Genomic DNA, 20,606 nt, shown 5'->3' on the forward strand with positions numbered 1-20,606 from the left:
ACCACGAGATCCGCGCCGGGCGCGCGCGGCTCAGGCGGTGGCATCCTCGAACTGGCCGAGAAAGCGGAAGCGGCCGCCGGACGCCCGGAAGAGATACAGGGACTTCGTGGTGTACCCGGTGCTCGACGACGTGTAGTGCAGCCGCTTGGTGATCCCCCGGTAGTCGATCTCGCGCAACCGCCCCACGATCGCGCCCCGTTCCGCGCGGGACGCGCCCAGTGTCGTCAGCGCCCGGGCCACGAAGAGCGTCGCGTCGTAGGCCTCCGCCGAGTACCAGGGCGGGGCGGCGTGGAAGCGTGCGCGGTAGGCGGTGACGAAGGACCGCGCGGCCGGCACCCGGGTCGGGTCGAGGAAGGCGGTGGCGAAGATCCATCCCTCGGCGGCGTCGCCCGCCGCGGTCAAGAAGCCCGGGTCGAGGGCGCGTTGGGTGGCCAGCCGGGCCCCGGAGTAGCCGGCGGTACGCAACGCACGCGCCAGTTTCGCCCCGCGTGCGTGCCCTCCGGCGAACAGCACCGCGTCCGCCTTCGCGTCGGTCACCGACTCGGCGAGGGCACGGAAGGCGTCGGCCCCGGCGTCGGCGGCGAGAGTGCGCCGGATCGTGGTGCGCTGTCCGGATGTGAGCGCCTCCGCGGCGTCCGCGCAGATGCCCCAGCTGAAGTCGCCCTCGGCAGCGTCGTCGATCAGCACCGTGCGGCGTGCCCGAACGGTCCGTACCAGATAGGCGACCAGCGGAGCCGCCAGGCTGCGGTCGGGGGGTCGGGTGGCGGCGTAGGTCCGGTACGGCTCGGCCGGCACCCCGTCGAGCCCGACCGACACGGAGACCATGGGAAGCAGTGCTGTCTTGTACTGCTTGAGGACGGCCTTGGCGCAGGCGTCGGTGGTCGGCCCGATGACCGCGCGGACCCGGTCGTCGGCGGCCAGACGGCGTGCGACCTGCCCGGCCCGGGTGGCGCTGCCCGCGTCGTCGTGCACCTGGAGGGCGAGGTCGAAGCCGCGGCCCGTACGGGAGTTGAGGTGGTCGACGGCCAGCCGGACACCGTTCTCCTGTGCCAGGCCGGCCGTCTTCTGCTCGCCCGTCAGATCGGCTTGCAGGGCGAGCACCAGCCGCGGCAGCCGTGTGCCGCCGCTGCGCGTCGGGGAGCGGTCGGGGCGGCCCGCCGTCCACCAGGCCGCCGTGGCGCCCGCGGCCACGACCCCGGCGGCCGAGCCCAGCACCAGGAAGCGGCGTCGTGTGGCCCCCGGCGGCGGTCCCTCCACGGCCGGCACCGTGTCGACGCCCGCCGGAGCACCGGACACCGCGGTGGCCTCGACCGCGGGCAGGGCGAGGACGGCCGTCGAACGGCGCGCGATCAGCCGGGTGAGCGACTCCGGCAACCAGCTCCCCGCCTCGCCCTCACCATCCAGCGCCTCCCGCACCTCGGTCACGGTGGGGCGGGCGCCGGGCTCCTTCGCCAGACAGTCCCGCAGCAGCGGCAGCAGCGGTGCCGGTACGCCGTCCAGGTCCGGTTCGTCGTGGACCGTACGCACCAGGGCCTCGGCCGCCGAGCCCCGGCCGAAGGGGCGTTCGCCCGTCACCGTGTAGGCCAGCAGACAACCGAGCGAGAAGACGTCACTGGCCGGTCCGATCTCCCGGCCCCTTCCCTGGGCCTGTTCGGGGGAGAGGAACCCCGGGGAGCCGACCACCATCCCGCTGGCGGTGAGCGCGGTGTCCTCCGGCATCCGGGCGATACCGAAGTCGATCATCCGCGGCCCGTCGACCGCGAGCAGCACATTGCCCGGCTTGACGTCCCGGTGCACCAGACCCGCCCCGTGCACGGCGGCCAGCGCCTCGGCGAGCCGGGCGCCCAGGAACCGTACCGAAGCGGCCGGCAGGGGACCGCACTCCTCGACCGCCTCCGCCAGCGAGGGGCCCGGCACGAACGCCGTGGCGAGCCACGGCGACTGCGCGTCCGGCTCCGCGTCGAGCAGCGGTACGACCCAGGGGCTCACGACCCGGCCCGCCGTCTCCACCTCACGCCGGAAACGGGCCCGGAACCCCGGGTCCTGGGCGTACGCGGCGCGGATGACCTTCACCGCGGCGAGCGAACCGCCGGCGGACCGGGCCAGGTACACCACGCCCATGCCACCCGCGCCGAGCCGACGCAGCACTCGGTACCCCGCGATCCCGGCCGGGTCGGCACCGCGCAACGGCTCCATCAGCGGCCCTCAGGTGGAGACCTGGAAGGGCGCCACGCCCTGGTACGAGAACCGGCCGCCGGTGACCTTCCACAGGTGGACCCCGGTGCCGTCGACGACCAGCTCCCCGGTCTTCCTGTTGAACGCGAGGTTCCGGCTGATCCCCTTGTACGTGGCCGAGCGCAGGGCCGTCGTCAGGTTCTGCCGGGTGCGGTGTCCGACGGACAGCGCGCCCAGAGTCCTCAGGACGAGCTGCGCCACGTCGTACGTCTCGACGGCGTACCGCTCCGGCTCCGCGTGGAATCGCCCACGGTACGCGGTAGCGAACGCCTTCGCCTCGGGTGCCACGGCGGCGTCCATGACGGGGGCGACGATCGCCCAGCCCTCGGCCGCGTCCCCGGCGGCGGACAGGAACCGGGCATCGAGGACCCCCTGGGCGGCGACCCGCGCGCCCGGGAAGTCACGGCGGGTCAGTTCCCGGGCCAGCAGCGCGGCCCGGTCGTGGTAGCCGGCGAAGACCACGGAGTCGGCGCCCCCGTCGAGCAGGGCGTCCAGGGCCGGCGCGAAGTCGGTCCGCAGCGCGCTGACCACCTTCGGCACGGCCGGCTGCCGGGCGTCGCGCAGGACCCGGGCGAGAATGCTGCTGATCTCCCAGGCGTAGGCGTCCGCCGCCCGGTCGTCGACGATCCCGACCGTGCGCGACTTCGCGGTGCCGCGCAGATACGCGCTGAGATAGAACGGCAGGATCGTGTCCGTGACACGGGCGCGCAAAAAGGACCGGCTGCCCGTCACCCCCAGCACGGTGGCCCCGGGCGACACCGCGACCTGGGGCAGCGACGCGGCGTCGTACGTCGCCAGCGCGGCCAGGGCGGTGGCGTCCGTGGTGGGACCGACCACGGCCAGGACCGAACGGTCCGCGACCAGTCGCTTGGCCGCGGCGGCCGCCTTGGCCGGATCGCCGCCGTCGTCCACGGTCTTGACGGCCAGCGCGAACCGACTGTCCTTGCGGGCGTTGAACTCGTCGACCGCGAGCCGCAGTCCACGCTCCTGCGCCCGGCCGACCGCCTTCTGACCGCCGGTCAGGTCGGCGTGCAGCCCGATGGTGTACAGGGGCATGCTGTCCTTCGGCGCCGAGCCGGAACCCGCGCCCTTGTCCTCTCCGTCACCCCGGGACGCTGCCCGGAGGGCGAGTGCGCCACCGCCCGCCGCCACCGCGCCGGCGCCACCGGCCAGCAGGAGGAAACGGCGCCTGCCTACGGCGCGCCCCTGCGGCGGGGAGGGTACGGTCGTGCCGTCCGCGGTCTCGTCCGCGGCGTCGATCTCGGTGTCGTCGACGCCCGGCACCGCGAGCCCGGCCGCCGACCGTTCGGCGATGAGCCGGACCAACGGCTCCGGCAACCAGACCTCGTCACCGGGGACTTCGTCCTCGTCCCCCGGGCGTACCGCCCGCAGCGCTTCGCGCGGGTCCGCAGGCGTCGCGGGCGCGGTGACCGTGAGGGACCGGGCCAGTGCCTCGGCGGTGGGCCGCCGCCCCGGCTCCTTCTCCAGGCAGCCGCCCACCACCTCGCCGAGCTCCCGCGGAAGCCCCTCCAGCTCCGGTGCGTCGTGCACCGTGCGGTACAGCAGAGCGTCCGGCGAACCGGTGCCGAACGGCGGACGGCCGGTGGCCGCGTGGACCAGCACGCAGCCCAGCGAGAAGATGTCGCCGGCCGGGCCCAACTCCCGCTCGCCCCGGATCTGTTCCGGTGCCAGGAAGCCGGGGGTGCCGACCACCACGCCGGTCGACGTGAGCGCGGTGTCCCGCGGATCGCGGGCCACACCGAAGTCGATCAACCGGGGGCCGTCGAGCGCCAGGAGCACATTGCCCGGCTTGACGTCCCGGTGCACGATCCCGACCTCGTGCAGGTCCCCCAGCGCCTGAGCGAGCCGCGCCCCCAGCACCCGCAGGCTCCGCAGGGGCAGCGGGCCGTGCGCCGCGACGGCCTCACCGAGCGAGGGCCCCGGCACGAAGGCGGTGGCCAGCCAGGGCTGCGGCGCGTCCGGGTCCGCGTCGAGGAGGGACGCCACCCAGGGACTGGTCACCCGGCGGGCCGTCTCCGCCTCCCGCCTGAACCGCTCCCGGAAGTCGGCGTCCTCGGCGTACTCGGCCTGGATCACCTTCAGCGCGACCAGTGCACCGCCCGCCGAGCGGGCCAGGTACACCACACCCATCCCGCCCGCGCCGAGCCGCCCGAGCAGCCGATGTCCCGCCAGCCTGGAGGGGTCCGAGGTGTGCAGCGGCTCCATCACTTCTCCTTCAACCGCTTCTGGACGCGCACCAGCATCTGCCCCAGGGCGGAGCTGCCCAGTTGTTGGAGCTCCTGCGGGGTGTGGCCCTTCCCGCCGGTCACGGAGACCGCCACGACGATCGTGCCCAGCCGGGCGACCATCCACTGGTACTGCTGGGCGGCGCCGCCCCGCTCGACGTACTGACCGGCCTCCAGGATCGAGTCGTCGGCGTACTCCTGCTGGCGGGTGCCGAAGGGGGTGCCGAGCGAGTTCAGGCCCGTGATCCGCTCGTCGGTGCGCGGCCGTTGCTCCGGGCAGCGCAGGACTTCCTCCAGGGTGGTGCTCAACTGTTCGTCGGCGCCGAGGACGGAGGCGTGCGCGGTGGCCGCGGCGGTCACCTTGACGGCGCCCTTGCCCTTGCCGGCCGGCAGCAGGCTGTACCGGGACAGGCTGGCCAGCACCTCCCGGGGGAGCTTCTCCCGTCCCCAGCGGCAGCCGTCGTCCAGCACGGCCCAGGTGCCCGGGGCGCTCACGGCCGGGTCCTGCGCGACATAGCCCCGGCCCCAGTCGGCCGGAGCGAACACCACGGAGTCCACCAGCTCGCGCCCGTCCTTCGAGGTCCTGGGGACGAGGTCGGCGTCGGGTGTGAAGGCGGGGGTGGCGGCCGAGCCGCCCGCCGGAGGCGTCGTGGCCTTCGGCGAGGCGGCTCGGGCGGACGACCCGGTCGGCCGGGAGGATCCGTCGCCCACCCCCTGGGCCGAACACCCGGCCAGCAGACCCCCGGCCACCAGGAGCGTCACCCAGCGTCCCCCCATACCTCGGGCGTTGCCCTTCACGCAGTCCCCTCTGCACCGGTCGAGTCGTCCGACTGACCGAACGTAGACGGCGGCGAGGGAAGCGGCCTCGGTGGAAACACGTAACCGACTACGTGTTTCGGTGCGTTGCGCTCAGGAACCGGATCCCAGCCCGACCCGGGTCATGAGTCCGGCCAGGGCCGAGCGGGACGGCACCGAGGCCTTGCGGTAGATCGTGGACAGGTGGGTCTCTACGGTGCGTCGGCTGAGGTGGAGCCGGGCGGCGATGTCCTGGTTGCTCAGCCCCTCCGCCACCAGCCTTGCCACCTCCAGCTCACGGGCCGTCAGCTCCGCGAGCTGGGGCGGGACCGCCGGTGTCGCGGCCATCACCTGGGGGCCGATCAGTTCGGCGAGGTCCACCAGCAGGCGCGCGCCGCCGTCGACGGCGATCCGGTGGGCCCGGCGCCACATCGCGGCGGCGCGCGCCCCCTGCCCGGTGCGCTGCGCCAAGGGCGCCGCCCGCAGCAGGGAGTACGCCTCCCACAGGGGCTGGCCGCAGCGGACGTACTCCTGTGCCGCGGCGTCGAGAAGCCGTACGGCCTCGGTGGTTTCGCCCCGGTGCTCGGCCAGCGTGGCCCGGGCGCGCAGGGCGGCCGCGCGCTGGCCGTCGAGACCGAGCCGGTCGGCCTCGCGCGTCGCCTGGGCGACACAGCGGCCGGCCGCCTCGACGTCACCGGCGGCGAGGGCCGCGGCCGCGAGGGTGTCGAGCTGGCCCGGGCGGATCGACGGTTGCAGCAGGGGCAGTTCGGGGCCGCCGCCCGCCTTCGTGATGGCCTCCTGGGCACCATGGGGGTCGCCGCTCACGTAGGTCGCGTGCCCGAGCATGCACCAGGCCAGCGACGACCACCAGCCCCTGCTCCGGCCCGCCGCGGCGGTGGCCTCGCGACCGGTGGACAGGGCGCTGCCGTCCCCCAGCGGACGGGACAGCAGCAGCACCAGCGTCTTGATGGCCAGCGTGAAGCCCAGCAGCTCGTCGCTGCCGGCGGCCCGGGCGATGGACTCCGCCTCCTCGGCGGCCTCCAGCGCGGACGGCAGCCGGCAGGTGGTGAGGTGGACGAAGGCCCTGCTCGTCAGCAGGTGGGGCAGGACGTGGAGTTGCCCGGTGCGGCGGGCTACGTCGAGCCCCCGGCTGATGTGCCGCTCGGCGTCGTCGTAGCGTTCCAGCAGGGTTTCCGCCCAGCCGAGCCAGACCAGCGCCTCGCACAGTGTGGCGAGACCGGGATCGGTCAGCGCGTCCGCGAGTGACCCGGCGGCGTCGGCGAACCGGGCCGCCGCGTCGATCTCTCCCTCGTACGCCTCGCCCAGGGCCGCCAGGGCCAGCGCCGCCGCCTCACCGGTGGGATCGTCGTCGCACCGCGCGACGGCCGCGGCCTGCGCCACGTCCGCGCGTGCCTGCGGATAGGAGGCGGTCAGCAGGGCGGACATGCCGAGGGCCAGGCGCAGGGAGACGCCCTGGGCGGGCGACGGGCCCGGATCGCGGGACAGCTCCCGGCGCAGCAGGGCGGTGGCCTCGGGGGAGTGGCCGAGGTGCCGCTCCATCACGGCGCACTGGGCGACGGCCTGCGTACGCAGTTCGGGATGGTCCTTGCCGGACGTCTCGATCAGGGCGTGCAGCAGGTCCCGGCTCTCCCGGAGGTTCCCGCTGACGCCGAGGGCGCGGGCGCGCGCCAGGACCAGTTCGCCGCGCCGCGCCCAGCGGTCGGGGGTGTCCGGCATATGGGTGAGGACGACATCCAGGAGGTGGGCGGCCGTCGCCGGCGCGGTCGACGCGAACCGTGCTGCGGCCTCGACGAGCACCTCCGCGGCCTGGGGGTCCCAGGAGGTCATCGACCGCTCGACATGGCGGGCTCGTTCGGTGGCCGGAGCGCCTCGAAGGGCCAGCTCCCGCGCGGTACGGCGGTGCACCTCGGCACGCCGCGTGGGCCCGGTTCTCTCGTGGACCAGGGCCCGGACCAGGGGATGGCGCAGCACCCACCGGCCGCCCGGCCCGGCACGCAGCACATCGCGGGCCACCAGGGCACCGGTCGCGTTCTCCACGTCCGCGCGGGGGAGTCCGGTCGCCACGCTCAGCAGGGCGGGCGTGGCGTGGTCGCCGAGTGCCGCCACCGCCTCGACGACCTGGCGCTGCGGCCCGGTGAGCGCGGCCAGTTCGTCGAGCAGCAGGGCCGCGAGCCCGGCGGGCAGGCCGGCCGGGTCCACGGTGTCGGCGTGGTGGTCGGGGGTGAGGCCGCGTGGGGACGCCCCGGTGCGGTACGCGTGCACCAGCGCGAACAGATACAGGGGGTTGCCCTCGCTGGCGGCGTGCAGCCGCCTGGCCTGGTCCTCGGGAACGTCGGGCGCCAGCGCCAGGACGGATTCCCGCTCGGAGAGCGGCTCCAGGGCGAGGTGGAGTACGGCTCCGCCGTCCGCGCCGCGGGTCAGTGCCGCGGCCAGCGAGGTCGGTGTCTGCCGGTCCCGCCGGGCCACCACCAGCAGGACGCGCCCGCGTGCGGGGTGCCGGATCAGGTGGTCCACGAGCTCGCGTGAGGCGGGATCCGCCCAGTGCAGGTCGTCCAGGGCCAGCACCAGACCGCGCTCACCCAGACGCGTCAGGTACGCGGCGATGTCACGGTGAAGTCCGAATCGGGCGGCGGCAGGAGCGGCATCGGCAACGGCACCGGCGTCGGCGAAGAGACCGGCGTCGGCAACAGCACCGTCATCCGCATCGGCGAACGCGTCGGTGAACAGCCGTAAGGGCACGTGTTGTTCGTACTCCGTCGCCCGCCCGCGCAGGACGGTGAACCCGGCCCGGCGGGCCCGCGCGCACACTTCGTCGAGCAACCTGCTCTTCCCGATGCCCGGTTCACCGACGATGTCGGCGACCTTCGGCAGTTCGGAACTTCCCAGGTTCGCCAACAGGGCGTCCAGCCCCGCGAGTTCCGACGACCTGCCCACCAGTTCCGCCATGTTCCAGTCCCCCAGCCGGTGACCCGCTCGGCCCCGTCGATCTTCGATTCCCACAGCTCACCCTATGGGGCCGCACAGCCGATCGAGGGGCGGAGCCCGAGGACCACGACGGCCGGGCAGCCCCTGAGCGGGGTGCCCGGCCGTCGTTCGCCGTTGCCGTCGTTCGCCGTTGCCCGTGGGGCCGCGATCAGTGCCCGCCCTGCCCCTCGGGACGCGCGTGGCGCGGCAGGAGGAACGAGAGCAGGAAGGTCAGGGCGAGCATGCCGTCGACGATCCACAGCACCGTCTTCATGACGGAGCCGAAGCCGCTCTGGAAGGCCGACGTGGCGGTCGACTTCAGCGCGGCGGGTACCCGAGCGCCGGCCTCGGGCGAGGTCACCGCGGTCCGGGTGTCCTTCTCCAGGCGGGCGCAGGACGCCGGGGTCGCGGCGGGGTCCTTGGCGACGGCGCGGTCCGAGGCGCAGGAGCGCAGGTCCGCCACGACGCGGTCCCGCGCGGCCGGTGCGACGTGCGCGGTGGTCAGCTCCTGGCGCAGGTGGTCCGAGCGGTGGTCGACGGCGGTGGCGATCCCGCCGCCCAGCAGACCGAAGAACACGGTGCCGAGCAGGGCCACACCGAACGCGCCGCCGAGCTGCTGTATCGCGGTCATCGTGCCGGACGCCGAACCCGTCTCGTGCTGCTCGACGCTGGCGAGCACGATGTCGAAGAACGGTGCCATGAGCAGGCCCATGCCGATACCGGTGACGAGCAGGGCGGGCAGGAGCTCCCAGGGGCCGACGCCGCTGCCCACCACGTCGAGGGTCAGCCATACGCCGAACACGCCGAGCGCCATGACCAGCGCGCCCGCCTGCAGCACGGCCCGTCCGAACCGGGCGATGCCCTGGGCGATGCCGAAGCCGACGACCATGCCGCCCGACCAGGGCACCATCACCAGTCCCGCCTTGAGCGGCGAGTAGCCGAGGCCGATCTGGGTGTAGAGGTTGAAGACCAGCATGAAGCCCTGCATGGTCGAGAAGAAGACCAGTCCGAGGGCCATGCCACCGCTGAAGCCACGCTTGCGGAAGAGGCTGGGGACGACCAGCGGGTCCCGGCCGCTCCTGCTGAGGCGCGACTCGTACACGGCGAAGACGAGGAAGACGACCACCGAGGCGCCCATCAGCAGGAACGTCCACACGGGCCAGTCGTACTCACGTCCCTGGACCAGCGGGAAGATGATGAGCAGCGCGGCCAGCGACACCAGGATCATGCCCGGGATGTCGAGACGCGGCTTGGGGCCGGACCGGCCCTTCGGCAGGTAGCGCACGGCACCGAGGAAGGCCGCGGCGCCCAGCGGCAGGTTGATCAGGAAGATCATCCGCCAGCCGGTGCCGAAGTAGTCGGCGTCCACGAGCCAGCCGGCCAGGATCGGTCCGCACACCGCGGACAGGCCCATGACCGGGCCGAACATGCCGAAGGCCTTCTGGGACTCGTGCGGCGGGAACATCTCCTTGATCATGCCGAGGCCCTGTGGCAGCATCACCGCGCCGAACAGGCCCTGCACGACACGTGCGGTGATCAGCATCTCGGGCGACACGGAGACCGCGCACAGCAGCGAACCCACGGTGAAGCCGGCGGCGCCCACCAGGAACATCCGGCGACGCCCGTGGATGTCCCCGAGCCGTCCACCGGTGACCAGCCCGACGGCCATCGACAGGGTGTACGCGGCGGCGAGCCACTGCAGGGTGGAGGCGCCGCCGCCGAGGTCGGCCCGCATGTTGGGGCCGGCGATGTTCGTGACGACGGCATCGAGGAGATCCATCACCTCGGCCGCGAGGATCACGAAGAGCGCAGCCCAGCGCCACCGGTAGGGCGCTGGTGAGTCGGTGGGCGTCTCGGTGGACGCGACACCGGTGGTGGACATCGGGAACTCCTCGCTGAAGGGCCGCGCCACGGCGACGATCCGCGCGCGGTGGGACGGATGCATGTGACTGTCCGGCTCGCCGGTACGGCCCTGGTCGACGGGCGGTGGGGCGAGAACGGTGTTCACCTTAACAGAACGGTGCTCACTTGGCGAACGCTGTTCATTAAGATATAGCGCAACTGGCGACACGCGACAAGATATATCGCGTATCCGCTCGTGTGAACGCCGCTCGCCGTAGGAGAACGCTGTTCTCCCGAGGCCTAGACTGTCCCCATGAGCGACGCGGCCTCCGACACTCCCCCACCCCTACCGCCGTCTCCCTGGGAACGTGGGCGCCCCGCGCGCTCCCGCGTCACCCCCGCGCGCGTACCGCTGTCACGTGAACGGGTCGTCGAGGCCGCCTTCGTCGTGCTGGACCGCCAGGGGCTGGACGGACTGTCGATGCGGCAGGTGGCGGCCGAGCTGGGGGTCACGGTCTCCGCTCTCTACGCCCACGTCAGCTCCAAGGACGACCTGCTGGAGCTGATGTACACCCGGCTCTTCGTCGGCTTCGACCTGCCCGAACCCGACCGGGAGCGGTGGCAGGAGCAGCTGCGGGACTTCGCCCGCTCCGTACGGCGGCGACTGCTGTCCCACCGGGACATGGCCAGGATCTCCATGGCCCACGTCCCGTTCACCGCCGAACTGCTGCCGCACGTCGAGGCGTTGCTCGCCATCTTCCGTACCGCCGGGCTGCCCGACCGCATCTCGGCGGAGGCCGGTGACCTCATCTCCACCTACATCGACGGCTTCGTCCTGGAGGAGGGCATGTGGCAGGACCGGGCCGCCGCGCACGAGGCGGGCGGTTCCTCCCTGGCCCGTCCCGACTGGCGCGAGATGGCCGGGGAGATGCAGAACTACTTCGCGTCACTGCCCGAAGAGGACTATCCCCACCTGCGCGCCCTGTCCGGGCTCATGGTCTCCGACTCTTCCGACGACCGTTTCGACATCGGTCTGGAGATCATCCTGCGCGGCCTGGCGAGCTACCTGCCGGACCTGGCTCCGTCGCCCCCCTCGCAGTGACGAGGGGCGCTCCGAGGAGCGCCCCTGAAACCTGTGGGTGAGTGTGTCCGGACCTTTGCGCCCGGTCCTGTCGTCCGGTCAGGCAGTGGTCAACGCGCACTTGCCCCGGTCGGCCTTCATCGGGCCTGCGGCGCTCGGCCGGACCTCGAAGTCGAACATCGCGGTGGGTACGTACAGCGAGCAGCAGGCGTTGGGGATGTCGACGATGCCGCTGATACGTCCCTCGATGGGGGAGGAGCCGAGCAGCAGGTAGGCCTGCTCCCCGCTGTACCCGAACTTCTTGAAGTACTCGACCGCGTTGAGGCAGGCCCGGCGGTAGGCCAGCGTCGCGTCCAAGTAGTAGTTCGTGTCCGTGTCGTGGTCGACGGAGATGCCGATGAAGGTCAGGAACTCCGTGTACCTCGGCTCGACGTTGCCCGGTATGAACACCGGGTTGGTGGAGATGCCGTACGTCTCCATGCCGCCCTTGATCAGGTCGACGTGGAAGTCGATGAAGCCGCCCATCTCGATGGCGCCGCAGAAGGTGATCTCTCCGTCGCCCTGACTGAAGTGCAGGTCGCCTCCGGAGAGCTTGGCGTCCTTGACGTTCACGGGGTAGAAGACCCTCGAACCCCGGGTGAAGTTCTTGATGTCGTGGTTGCCTCCGTTCTCACGGGCCGGCACCGTGCGCGCGCCTTCCGCGCCGATGCGCTTCGCGAGGTCTCCGGTGGCCGTGCCGGCGAGCGCGTTGGTGGCGTCCGGCGGTACCGCGAGCGGCGGGACCCGCTCCGGATCCGTGTCGATCAGTGCCTTCTCACGGGCGTTCCAGCGGGCGAGCATCTCGGCGGACGGCGCGGTTCCGAACAGCCCCGGGTGGGTGATCCCGGTGAAGCGGATGCCAGGAAGGTGGCGGGAGGTCGCCTGCTGGCCGTGGAAGTTCCAGATCGCCTTGTAGGCGTCGGGGAAGTAGTCGGTCAGGAAGCCTCCGCCGTTGGCCTTGGCGAAGATGCCGGTGTAGCCCCAGCCCTGGCCTGCCGCGCTCCCGGTCTGCTGCGGCACGGGGCCGAGGTCGAGGATGTCGACGACGAGCAGGTCGCCGGGTTCGGCTCCCTCCACGCCTATCGGGCCGCTGAGCATGTGGGGAATGGTCAGATCGATGTCACGTACGTCGTTGGCGGAGTCGTTGTCGCCGACCTGGCAGTCTGTCCAGTCGCGGGTCTCCATACGGAACTCCGAACCCGGCTTCACCATTTCGACTGTGGGGACGTCCGGGTGCCACCTGTTGTGTCCGGGAACGTCCTGCTCGCGCATGGACTTGCTCTGGTCCACCTTGAAGCGAACTTCGGGCATGACAATCTCCTCGAATACTTCTGATTCCGGTCACGTGGACGCGCTCAGGCCCGCCGACGGGGTGGCGGGGGCCGGATGCCGCGTTGCCCGGGTGAGTGGCCACAGGGCCCCGAACACCACGACGGCGAAGGCCCCCAGTGCGATGGCGGTCTCGTCGGGGTGTGTCCAGTAGCCGCCGAGCAGCAGAGCGGCGGGAATCACCCCGGTGACCCAGCCCTCGATCGCCGTGACCCAGCCGGTGTAGACCGTGAGGCTGTCCTTCTTGAGGCCGAGCAGCAAGAAGAACAGGAACCACAAGAATGCCCAATAGAGCCAGATGACTCCGAACGGGTTGTCCTTGAGGATGTGGAAATTGATGAACGAGTACCCCAGGGCCACAACCGCCACGAAGAGCGAATAATAGCCGACCCCGGTGGAGTCGAGGCCGACCAGTAGTCCGATACCCACGTAGAGGTAGGTAAAGCCGAACAGATAGATTCCGGATGCCGCCAGAATCGCCCGGGGTTCGTTGTTGGCGATGAAGATGAGGTACGTCGGCGTGAGTACCTGGATTGAGCCCACGAAAAGGTTGAACACCGCGGCCGACCGGGCGTCTACCTTTCCGAGGAGCATCATCCCGTTGATGAAGAGCACCGCGCCGACGAAGAGCAGTCCCACGGATGCCACGGGGACGCACCTCCTAAATCCGCGTGGAGAACGGAATCGCGTCGCACCCTGGCCGCCGACGCGATTCCGGCTCAGCCGGGCCGGCGTGGCGCGATGGCCGCATTCCTCGCACTGCTACGGGAGCGACGTCCTGTGCGGACGTCGACGCACAACGCGTTCTGCCGTGTCGACCACCGCCCTCACGGACGCGGCAACCGCGAGAGCGCGGGGTGCGGCCGCGGCTGCGGCCGCGTCCTCGTGCGTGGCGGCACTTCGGAAACCACTGCCGGGGCCTCGCGGGACTGCTCCTCGCGGACGTGGAGGGCAGCGGCTTCTTTCGAGGTGTGCGTCAGGCCGGGCGCGGAGTACACGCGTTTTGCACCAGCGGCGCAATCAGGGCACTCGTAAATTCTGGGCGCCGTTCCGATCGCCAACCTCACATCGAAAGGTCCACAGTGGCTGCATAGATATTCGTACGTTGCCATCAGCAGCCTCCGGACGCTTTTCCCTCCCTTCCAGGAGACGTCTCGGTAATCCACGTGTCAAGTCAGGTGGCGGTCGGCCGGCGGGTCTACTCGCGGCGCAATCCGAGAACGTCGTAAGTGCCCCGGAGGCTCGATCGTCCACCGCCATCCACAGGCCGGACGGGACGCGCAGGTTTAAGCTGGATTCATCGGCACAGCGGCCGGAGGGCGGGGTTCCTGCGCAGCCTCCGATCGCCGCCGCCCGGCATTTTGTGGCGACCGCAACGGTGGAAAGTTCTGCTGTGGTAGAGGCACGTCAATCCCGGGACGCCCGTCGCAGGAACGCCCGGGTGCTGACCGTGATCGCCGTGGGCGGGGCGATAGGCGCCTGCGCCCGGTACACGGCGGCCTTGATCTGGCCGACGGGTCCGGCGGACTTCCCTTGGACCACGCTGTGCGTGAATGCCTCGGGCTGTCTGATCATCGGCGCGTTCGTGGTGGCGATCACCGAGGTGTGGACCGTGAATCCGCTGGTGCGTCCGTTCTTCGGCACAGGGGTGCTGGGAGGCTTCACGACCTTCTCCACGTACTGCGCAGACATCGAGCGACTGGTCCGGGAGGACCGGGCCGGCATCGCTCTCGTGTACCTGGTGGTGACCGTGGTCGTCGCGCTGGTCGCCGTGACGATCGGCGTGGCCGGCGCCCGCCGCGTTCTGGGGGTGAGGAAGTCGAGATGAGGCTCAGTGGACGCGCGCTGTGTCTGACGATTTTCGTCGACGACACCGACACGTGGCATCACACGCCCCTGTTCACGGAGATCGTCCACCGCGCTCACCGGGCCGGCCTGGCCGGGGCGACGGTGTTCCGTGGCGTCGAGGGTTTTGGATCAAGTTCGATCGTGCATACGACACGGCTGCTGTCCATGGCGGACAACCTGCCGGCGGCAGTCGTCATCGTCGACGAGGAGGAACGGATCCGGTCCTTCCTGCCGGAGCTGGAGGAGTTGTCCATCGAAGGCCTGGTCATCGTGCACGAGGTCGAAGTGGTCCGCTACAAAGGGCGGGAGGCTGCGGATACATGAGGTATCTGCTCGTCGCGCTCGGGGGCGCCGTCGGTGCCCCCTTGCGGTATCTCATCGACCGGACGATCCAGGCGCATCACGACACCGTCTTTCCCTGGGGCACCTTCGCCGCCAACATCATCGGCGCGATGATCCTGGGCGTGCTGACGGGGGCGGTCCTGGCCAAGGTCGCGTCACCGGACGAGCAGTTCCTGCTGGGCGTCGGGTTGTGCGGGGCCCTGACCACCTACTCCACGTTCTCCTACGAGACGTTGAGCCTGTTCGAGGCCGGATCGCGATTCTTCGCGGCCGCCAATGTGATCGTCTCGGTCGTCGCCGGACTCGGGGCCTTTTTCGTCGGTCTGGCCTTCTCCCAGGCCGTGTTCTGACCGTGGACGCCTCGGCCGCGGGCCTTGTCACCCGGACTCCTGCCGAAGGTTCCGGCGAAGACCGCATGCCTATCCAGTGGGCCATCTCCCTCATGAACCACGGGGATTGCAGCGCTGAAGCACGCTCGACTAAAATTACAAGATCATCGGCGCCCTGCCTGACATACCCGGACAGTGGCCTGACCGATGGAGGACGGCCATGGCAAAGATCCTTGCGGTGCTCTATCCCGACCCCGTGGGCGGTTACCCCCCGAAGTACGCCCGCGACGAGATTCCCACCATCACCGGCTATCCGGGCGGACAGACCGCGCCCACCCCGCAAGCCATAGATTTCACCCCGGGCCAGCTCCTCGGCTGCGTATCGGGAGAACTGGGACTGCGCAGGTTCCTGGAGGACCGGGGCGACACCTATGTCGTGACCAGCGACAAGGAAGGTGCCGACTCCACGCTGGACCGCGAGTTGCCCGACACCGACGTCGTGATATCGCAGCCCTTCTGGCCCGCATATCTGACCCCCGAGCGGATCGCCGCGGCTCCCCGGCTCAAACTCGCGATCACCGCGGGTATCGGATCCGACCACGTCGATCTGCCGAGCGCCATCGAGCACGGCATGACCGTGGCGGAGGTGACCTTCAGCAACAGCATCAGCGTCTCCGAGCACGCCGTCATGCAGATCCTCGACCTGGTGCACAACTTCGTGCCCTGCCACGAGTGGGTGACCGCGGAGAAGGGCTGGAACATCGCGGACAGCGTCTCCCGCTCCTACGACATCGAGGGCATGGACGTCGGTGTCCTCGGCTCCGGCCGCATCGGCCAGGCGGTACTGCGCCGCCTCAAGCCGTTCGACGTCCACCTGCACTACCACGACGTGCACCGGCTGCCCAAGGAGGTCGAGGCGGAGCTGGAGGTGACCTGGCATCCCGACGCGCGGTCGCTGGCCTCCTCGGTCGACGTGCTGTCCATCCACACGCCGCTGCACCCGCAGACGCTGAACCTCTTCGACGAGGAGATGATCGGCGCCATGAAGCGCGGCGCGTACATCGTCAACACCGCACGCGCGCTCATCGTCGACCGGGACGCCGTCGTACGGGCGCTCAACAGCGGACAACTGGCCGGTTACGCCGGTGACGTCTGGTATCCGCAGCCGCCCCCGCCGGACCACCCGTGGCGTACCATGCCGAACGAGGCGATGACGCCCCACGTGTCCGGATCGACCCTCTCGGCGCAGACCCGCTATTCGGCGGGTACCCGGGAAATCCTGGAGTGCTGGTTCGACGGGCGCCCCATCCGCTCGGAATACTTGATCGTCGACGGTGGCGGTCTCGCCGGGGCGGGAGCGCGTTCCTACACGGTCGCCAAGTGACGTATAAAGCCGGCGGCGGCTAAACGGAAGAAGATTCACTGGAAGCCGCGGCAGCGGATCCCCTTGATCGGCGGGTAACGGGCCGTCCCTGGGTTTGCCTGGGGTTTGCCCGTCCCCGCCGAGGGATCACGCGTCTTGTGAGCCGATTCACCCCTGACATACTGGACGGGCGTGCCCATTACCTTTTAGCTTTCATGAATAGGTTGATTTTCTTGTGCGAAGGCACCGGCGCCCCGCATACCGTTTCATGAATAGCCAAGGTGTATGCCGGGAAGGTGGATCAGTGAGCAGTACGGACGCCGTATGGGTACGAGGCGTGAACGGCATTCAATTGCACCACGTGACCGACCTTCAGGATGCGGGCCGGTTCCTGGGCAACGCCGCGATGGCGCTGCGGGCCGCGCACGTGCGGACCGGCACCGACCAGTACTCCAGCATCGCCGCCGAGCTCAAGGGCCTGGTGGAGCGAGTGCGGAAGCTGGAGGACGAGGCGCGGACCAAGATGCACGACCTGCACGCCACCGACCCCGAGCGGTTCGCCCGCTGCAGGGACGGTCACGAGCCGTGGCCCGGTGAGATCCCGGCCGGGTTCATCCCGCGTCACACGTGCCGGGACGAGTGCCTCTACCACGACCGCGACGTCCTCGAAGCGATCATGCAGTGCACCTGCGGCCGGCCGCCGTGCCAGGCCTGCGAGATCGGCGGAAAGCTCTGACGCCGCACCCGAGCGCATCATGAGGGAGCCCCCGGTGGGGGCTCCCTCGTTCGTGTCCGGGCTCACCTGCCGGGTGCCCGCGCGCTGGGCCGTCCCCGACGCGGTGGAGGAGACGGGTGGCAGGTGCCCACCGGTCGTCGGCGGTCACTGGGGGGCGGATGCCCCCGGCCTGGTCGTCAGGGCGGGGGGCAAGCGCGGCCGCGGGGGTCACCGGCAGGTGGGCCGGCTCTGCGGTACTCCCCGGACCGCCGGCGGCCTCACGCATCGCGCCGTCGCCGGTCCGGCCTCGGCCACGGCCCGTGGGCGGCGCCCAGCTCGGCCCCGGCGCGTTCGCCGCAGGTCCGACCTGCGGTGTGATCGTCGACCTCCTGATCACGCCGGTGGGTGTGCGGGCGCCGGCACGGTTCCGGACCGCGGCCGAGGGTGCCGAGGATCGGCCGTCCTCGCCCGGGGCGCTCGTGGCCGGGGTGAATCCTGGGGCAGGCGCTGCTGGTGCGGCGCGACGGCACGGAGGCAGGTGATGTCGTCGGTCACCCCGGGCTCGGGTCGGTCGGCGGCTGCGACGCAGACCTAATTGGGGGTCTGGCGCGGCGGTGCGGCGGCCCGGTGGGGGGCGTGGTCTGAGACAACCTCGCCTTGGTCGGCCTCCCTTCCCAGCGCTGCCCCAGCGCTCTCGCCCTGCGAGTGGCAGCGAACGTGCCACTGCCGAGCCTCCCCGTCTTCGCCGCGCCGGCCCGTGTCCCCGATGCCGGCGAGGTCCTCGTCGACCGGCCGCGCCGGCGTCCGCGGCGCACCGGGCTTGCGCCCCACCCGTGATGAGCGCGACCCGCGCTGCGCCAAGCGGGCCTGAACCAAGGGGAGTGGGCCCGGTCGCGGGCACGTGCCGTGGCAGGTTGGCCGGAATGACTCCGGCTGCACATCCGTCCTTCTTGGGCCCACCATGAACCCGACCCCCGCCGTTCATCGGACCTTCGCAGACTCCGCACGTCCCCCAGCGTGTACGTCCGTGTAACGAGCGGGAGTTGACCATGAGCCACGGCCACAGCCACAGACATGACCAGGGCCACCACCACCATCACCACCACCATGGGAGCGAGGACGCGTCGTCCCTGCCGCCCGCCCTCGACATGTCGGTCCCGGACGAGGAACTGACCCCCGGCCAGCTCTCCCGCCGGTCCATGCTGCGCCGGGCCGGCCTGCTGGGCGCCGGCCTCGCCGCGGGCAACGTGCTCGCGGGCGCGGGCCAGGCGGCCGCGGCTCCCGCCTCGCAGGTCTCCGCGAGCGGACGTTCCGGCGGCTACCTGTGGCTGTCCGGTGACCACCACATCCACACCCAGTTCAGCTCGGACGCCAAGTACCGGGTCATCGACCACGTCCGCCAGGCGAACGCGCACGGCCTGGACTGGATGGTCATCACCGACCACGGCAGCGAGACGCACGCCAAGATCGGCGTGGAGAAGGTCAACCCGGACATCGTCGCCGCCCGCGACCAGATCGACGACACGCTGGTCTTCCAGGGCCTGGAGTGGAACATCCCGGCCGCCGAGCACGGCACGGTCTTCGTCCACCCCGGCCGCAACGAGGTCGCGGTGCTGAAGGAGTTCGAGAACTCCTTCGACGGCTCCGTGAAGAAGGCCTCCGCGAGCACCCCGGCCAACGAGGCCCTGGCCATCGCCGGTGTCAACTTCCTCGCCGAGCAGGTCCAGCGCCGCAAGGTCAAGGACGCCCTGTTCCTGGCCAACCACCCGGCGCGCAAGGGCATCGACTCCCCGCACGAGATCCGCGGCTGGCGCGATGCCCAGCCCACCATCGCGGTCGGCATGGAGGGCGCCCCCGGCCACCAGGCCGCCGGCATCGCCGCCCCGAACGGACCGGGCTCCGGCCGCGGCTTCTACGACAACAGCCCGAGCGCCGACTCCTTCGCCGGCTACCCGCTGGAGAGCTACCGCACCTGGGGCGGGTTCGACTGGATGACCGCCACCGTCGGCGGCCTGTGGGACAGCCTGCTGGCCGAGGGCAAGCCCTGGTGGATCACCGCCAACTCCGACTCCCACAACGTGTACGCCGACACCGCCGTGCGCGGCCCGGGCGGCGACTTCAACGGCAACGGCCGCTACGAGGACCCCGTCTACGGCGGCGGCCTCAACCTCACGGACGGCGACTACTGGCCGGGCCAGTACTCCCGCACCCACGTCGGTGCCGCCTGCTTCTCCTACCAGGCGGTCATGGACGGCATCCGCGCCGGCCGCGTCTGGGTCGACCACGGCGGCCTGATCAGCGGCCTGAACGCCCAGCTGCGCTCGGGGTACAGCGCCGTCACCCTCGGCGACACGCTGCACGTGCGCAAGGGCAGCCAGGTCGACCTGGTCGTCGAGATCAGCCTGGCCAACGGCCCCAACTGGGCCCAGTTCGTGCCCTCGCTGGCCCGCGTGGACGTCATCCAGGGTGACGTCACCGGCCCGGTCGCCGACAAGGACGCGCTGAGCACCCCGAACACCAAGGTCGTGAAGTCCTTCGAGGTGAACAGGTCCACCGGTGGTGTCCGCCTCACCTACTCCCTGGGCCCGGTCGACAAGCCGGTCTACGTCCGCCTGCGCGGCACCGACGGCAAGCGCGGCGCCGGCGGCCTGAACGGCGCGGCCGTGGACCCGGCCGGTCCGGCCATGGACGTCCTCGGCGACGCCGACCCGTGGAAGGACCTGTGGTTCTACTCCAACCCGATGTGGGTCCTGCCCGCATGACCGCACCGCACCACGTGTCCGGCGTCCACTCCGTCATCGGGGTGGACGCCGGCACGGCGAGCCTGCGCGAGGCCGACCACCTCGCCCACCGCCTGAGGGAACGACTCGGCCTGCCGGCGGGCACCGTCGTCTGTACGCACCTGATCCGCACCGACGACCGCCGGGGCACCGCCGTCTCGCTCGCCCTGCCCGACGCCGGGGCGGCCGAAGCGGCCTGGCAGCGCCTGGCCGATCTGGCCGAGCCGGGACTCGGCGCCGCGCTGGGCGAGCGCGCCTACGGCTCGGAGCGGGGCGCGCGCACCGCCGCGCCGGCCGCCGCCGAACACGCGGACCGGCGGGGCGGGAGGGCCGTGCTGTATCCCGGAGCGGACCGGCTCACCGGCACCGTCACGGTGGCCGAGGTGCTGGCCACCGTCATCGACCGGGTCGTCGTGGTCGGTGCGCCGGCCGTGGACGGCCAGGGGCCGGATCCGGCCACCCCGGTCGTCACCCGTGATCACGTACGACCCGAATGGCGCGACGGGCTGCTGACCCTGGCGCTCGTCCCCGCGGTCGGCGGAACCCTCGCCCCGTTCGAGGTACCCAACCCGACGCCCTGCTGCGTGGACCACGCCTGACGGCGTGACGTCCGCCGGCCGACGGCGAATTGCCCCGCGGCGGCGGGGGAGAGCCCGTCGCCGCCGGCGCCCCCGGTG

At 71.4% G+C, this 20,606-nt stretch carries 16 protein-coding genes; 8 read left to right on the forward strand and 8 right to left on the reverse strand.

Annotated elements, in window-relative coordinates; all coding sequences use genetic code 11:
• Window positions 1-30: 30 nt before the first annotated feature.
• The 5 genes from ACWGKT_RS17405 to ACWGKT_RS17425 form a co-directional block, all read right to left on the reverse strand.
• Window positions 31-2,196, reverse strand: a complete 2,166-nt coding sequence (locus ACWGKT_RS17405; protein ID WP_453274302.1) for a bifunctional serine/threonine-protein kinase/ABC transporter substrate-binding protein — start codon at window positions 2,194-2,196, stop codon at window positions 31-33.
• A 9-nt stretch (window positions 2,197-2,205) separates the two neighbouring features.
• Entirely contained in the window at window positions 2,206-4,461 is a 2,256-nt protein-coding gene (locus ACWGKT_RS17410; protein ID WP_453274303.1) for a bifunctional serine/threonine-protein kinase/ABC transporter substrate-binding protein, read from the reverse strand.
• Window positions 4,461-5,243: a hypothetical protein gene (locus tag ACWGKT_RS17415; RefSeq protein WP_453274304.1), complete on the reverse strand. Its 783-nt coding sequence runs from the start codon at window positions 5,241-5,243 to the stop codon at window positions 4,461-4,463. The genes ACWGKT_RS17410 and ACWGKT_RS17415 overlap by 1 nt, the downstream gene beginning before the upstream one ends.
• Before the next feature lie 147 nt (window positions 5,244-5,390).
• On the reverse strand, window positions 5,391-8,243 hold the full coding sequence (locus tag ACWGKT_RS17420; protein WP_453274305.1) for an AAA family ATPase: 2,853 nt from the start codon (window positions 8,241-8,243) through the stop codon (window positions 5,391-5,393).
• A 187-nt stretch (window positions 8,244-8,430) separates the two neighbouring features.
• Window positions 8,431-10,269, reverse strand: coding sequence for an MFS transporter (locus tag ACWGKT_RS17425; RefSeq protein WP_453274306.1), 1,839 nt, complete (start codon window positions 10,267-10,269; stop codon window positions 8,431-8,433).
• A gap of 147 nt (window positions 10,270-10,416) precedes the next feature.
• Here ACWGKT_RS17425 and ACWGKT_RS17430 point away from each other — a divergent pair, with 147 nt between their 5' ends.
• A complete protein-coding gene (locus ACWGKT_RS17430) occupies window positions 10,417-11,205 on the forward strand; it encodes a TetR/AcrR family transcriptional regulator (RefSeq protein WP_453274307.1) in 789 nt (262 codons plus the stop codon).
• A gap of 78 nt (window positions 11,206-11,283) precedes the next feature.
• Here ACWGKT_RS17430 and fmdA read toward each other — a convergent pair whose 3' ends face one another.
• The 3 genes from fmdA to ACWGKT_RS17445 all read right to left on the reverse strand — a co-directional run bounded on the left by fmdA (window position 11,284) and on the right by ACWGKT_RS17445 (window position 13,664).
• Window positions 11,284-12,534: a formamidase gene (gene fmdA / locus ACWGKT_RS17435; protein ID WP_453274308.1), complete on the reverse strand. Its 1,251-nt coding sequence runs from the start codon at window positions 12,532-12,534 to the stop codon at window positions 11,284-11,286.
• Between the two features lie 30 nt (window positions 12,535-12,564).
• On the reverse strand, window positions 12,565-13,200 hold the full coding sequence (locus ACWGKT_RS17440; protein ID WP_356153842.1) for an AmiS/UreI family transporter: 636 nt from the start codon (window positions 13,198-13,200) through the stop codon (window positions 12,565-12,567).
• A 179-nt stretch (window positions 13,201-13,379) separates the two neighbouring features.
• Window positions 13,380-13,664, reverse strand: coding sequence for an FmdB family zinc ribbon protein (locus tag ACWGKT_RS17445; RefSeq protein ID WP_356153844.1), 285 nt, complete (start codon window positions 13,662-13,664; stop codon window positions 13,380-13,382).
• Between the two features lie 329 nt (window positions 13,665-13,993).
• Between ACWGKT_RS17445 and crcB (ACWGKT_RS17450) the strand changes: the two genes are divergently transcribed.
• From crcB (ACWGKT_RS17450) to ACWGKT_RS17480, 7 genes are all read left to right on the forward strand, one after another.
• Complete coding sequence (gene crcB / locus ACWGKT_RS17450; protein ID WP_453274309.1) at window positions 13,994-14,380, forward strand: fluoride efflux transporter CrcB; 387 nt, start codon at window positions 13,994-13,996, stop codon at window positions 14,378-14,380.
• A complete protein-coding gene (locus tag ACWGKT_RS17455; RefSeq protein WP_356153847.1) occupies window positions 14,377-14,724 on the forward strand; it encodes a DUF190 domain-containing protein in 348 nt (115 codons plus the stop codon). The genes crcB (ACWGKT_RS17450) and ACWGKT_RS17455 overlap by 4 nt, the downstream gene beginning before the upstream one ends.
• Window positions 14,721-15,092: a fluoride efflux transporter CrcB gene (gene crcB / locus ACWGKT_RS17460; protein WP_453274310.1), complete on the forward strand. Its 372-nt coding sequence runs from the start codon at window positions 14,721-14,723 to the stop codon at window positions 15,090-15,092. Before ACWGKT_RS17455 ends, crcB (ACWGKT_RS17460) begins: the two co-directional genes overlap by 4 nt.
• Before the next feature lie 199 nt (window positions 15,093-15,291).
• Window positions 15,292-16,455, forward strand: a complete 1,164-nt coding sequence (locus ACWGKT_RS17465; protein ID WP_453274311.1) for an NAD-dependent formate dehydrogenase — start codon at window positions 15,292-15,294, stop codon at window positions 16,453-16,455.
• A gap of 247 nt (window positions 16,456-16,702) precedes the next feature.
• Complete coding sequence (locus ACWGKT_RS17470) at window positions 16,703-17,170, forward strand: hypothetical protein (RefSeq protein ID WP_453274312.1); 468 nt, start codon at window positions 16,703-16,705, stop codon at window positions 17,168-17,170.
• Between the two features lie 1,028 nt (window positions 17,171-18,198).
• A complete protein-coding gene (locus tag ACWGKT_RS17475) occupies window positions 18,199-19,911 on the forward strand; it encodes a PHP domain-containing protein (RefSeq protein WP_453274313.1) in 1,713 nt (570 codons plus the stop codon).
• Window positions 19,908-20,528 (forward strand): hypothetical protein, encoded by a 621-nt coding sequence (locus tag ACWGKT_RS17480; RefSeq protein WP_453274314.1) that lies wholly within the window; start codon window positions 19,908-19,910, stop codon window positions 20,526-20,528. The genes ACWGKT_RS17475 and ACWGKT_RS17480 overlap by 4 nt, the downstream gene beginning before the upstream one ends.
• The last annotated feature ends 78 nt before the right edge of the window (window positions 20,529-20,606 follow it).

It is taken from the genome of Streptomyces sp. NPDC054794, from assembly GCF_053611585.1.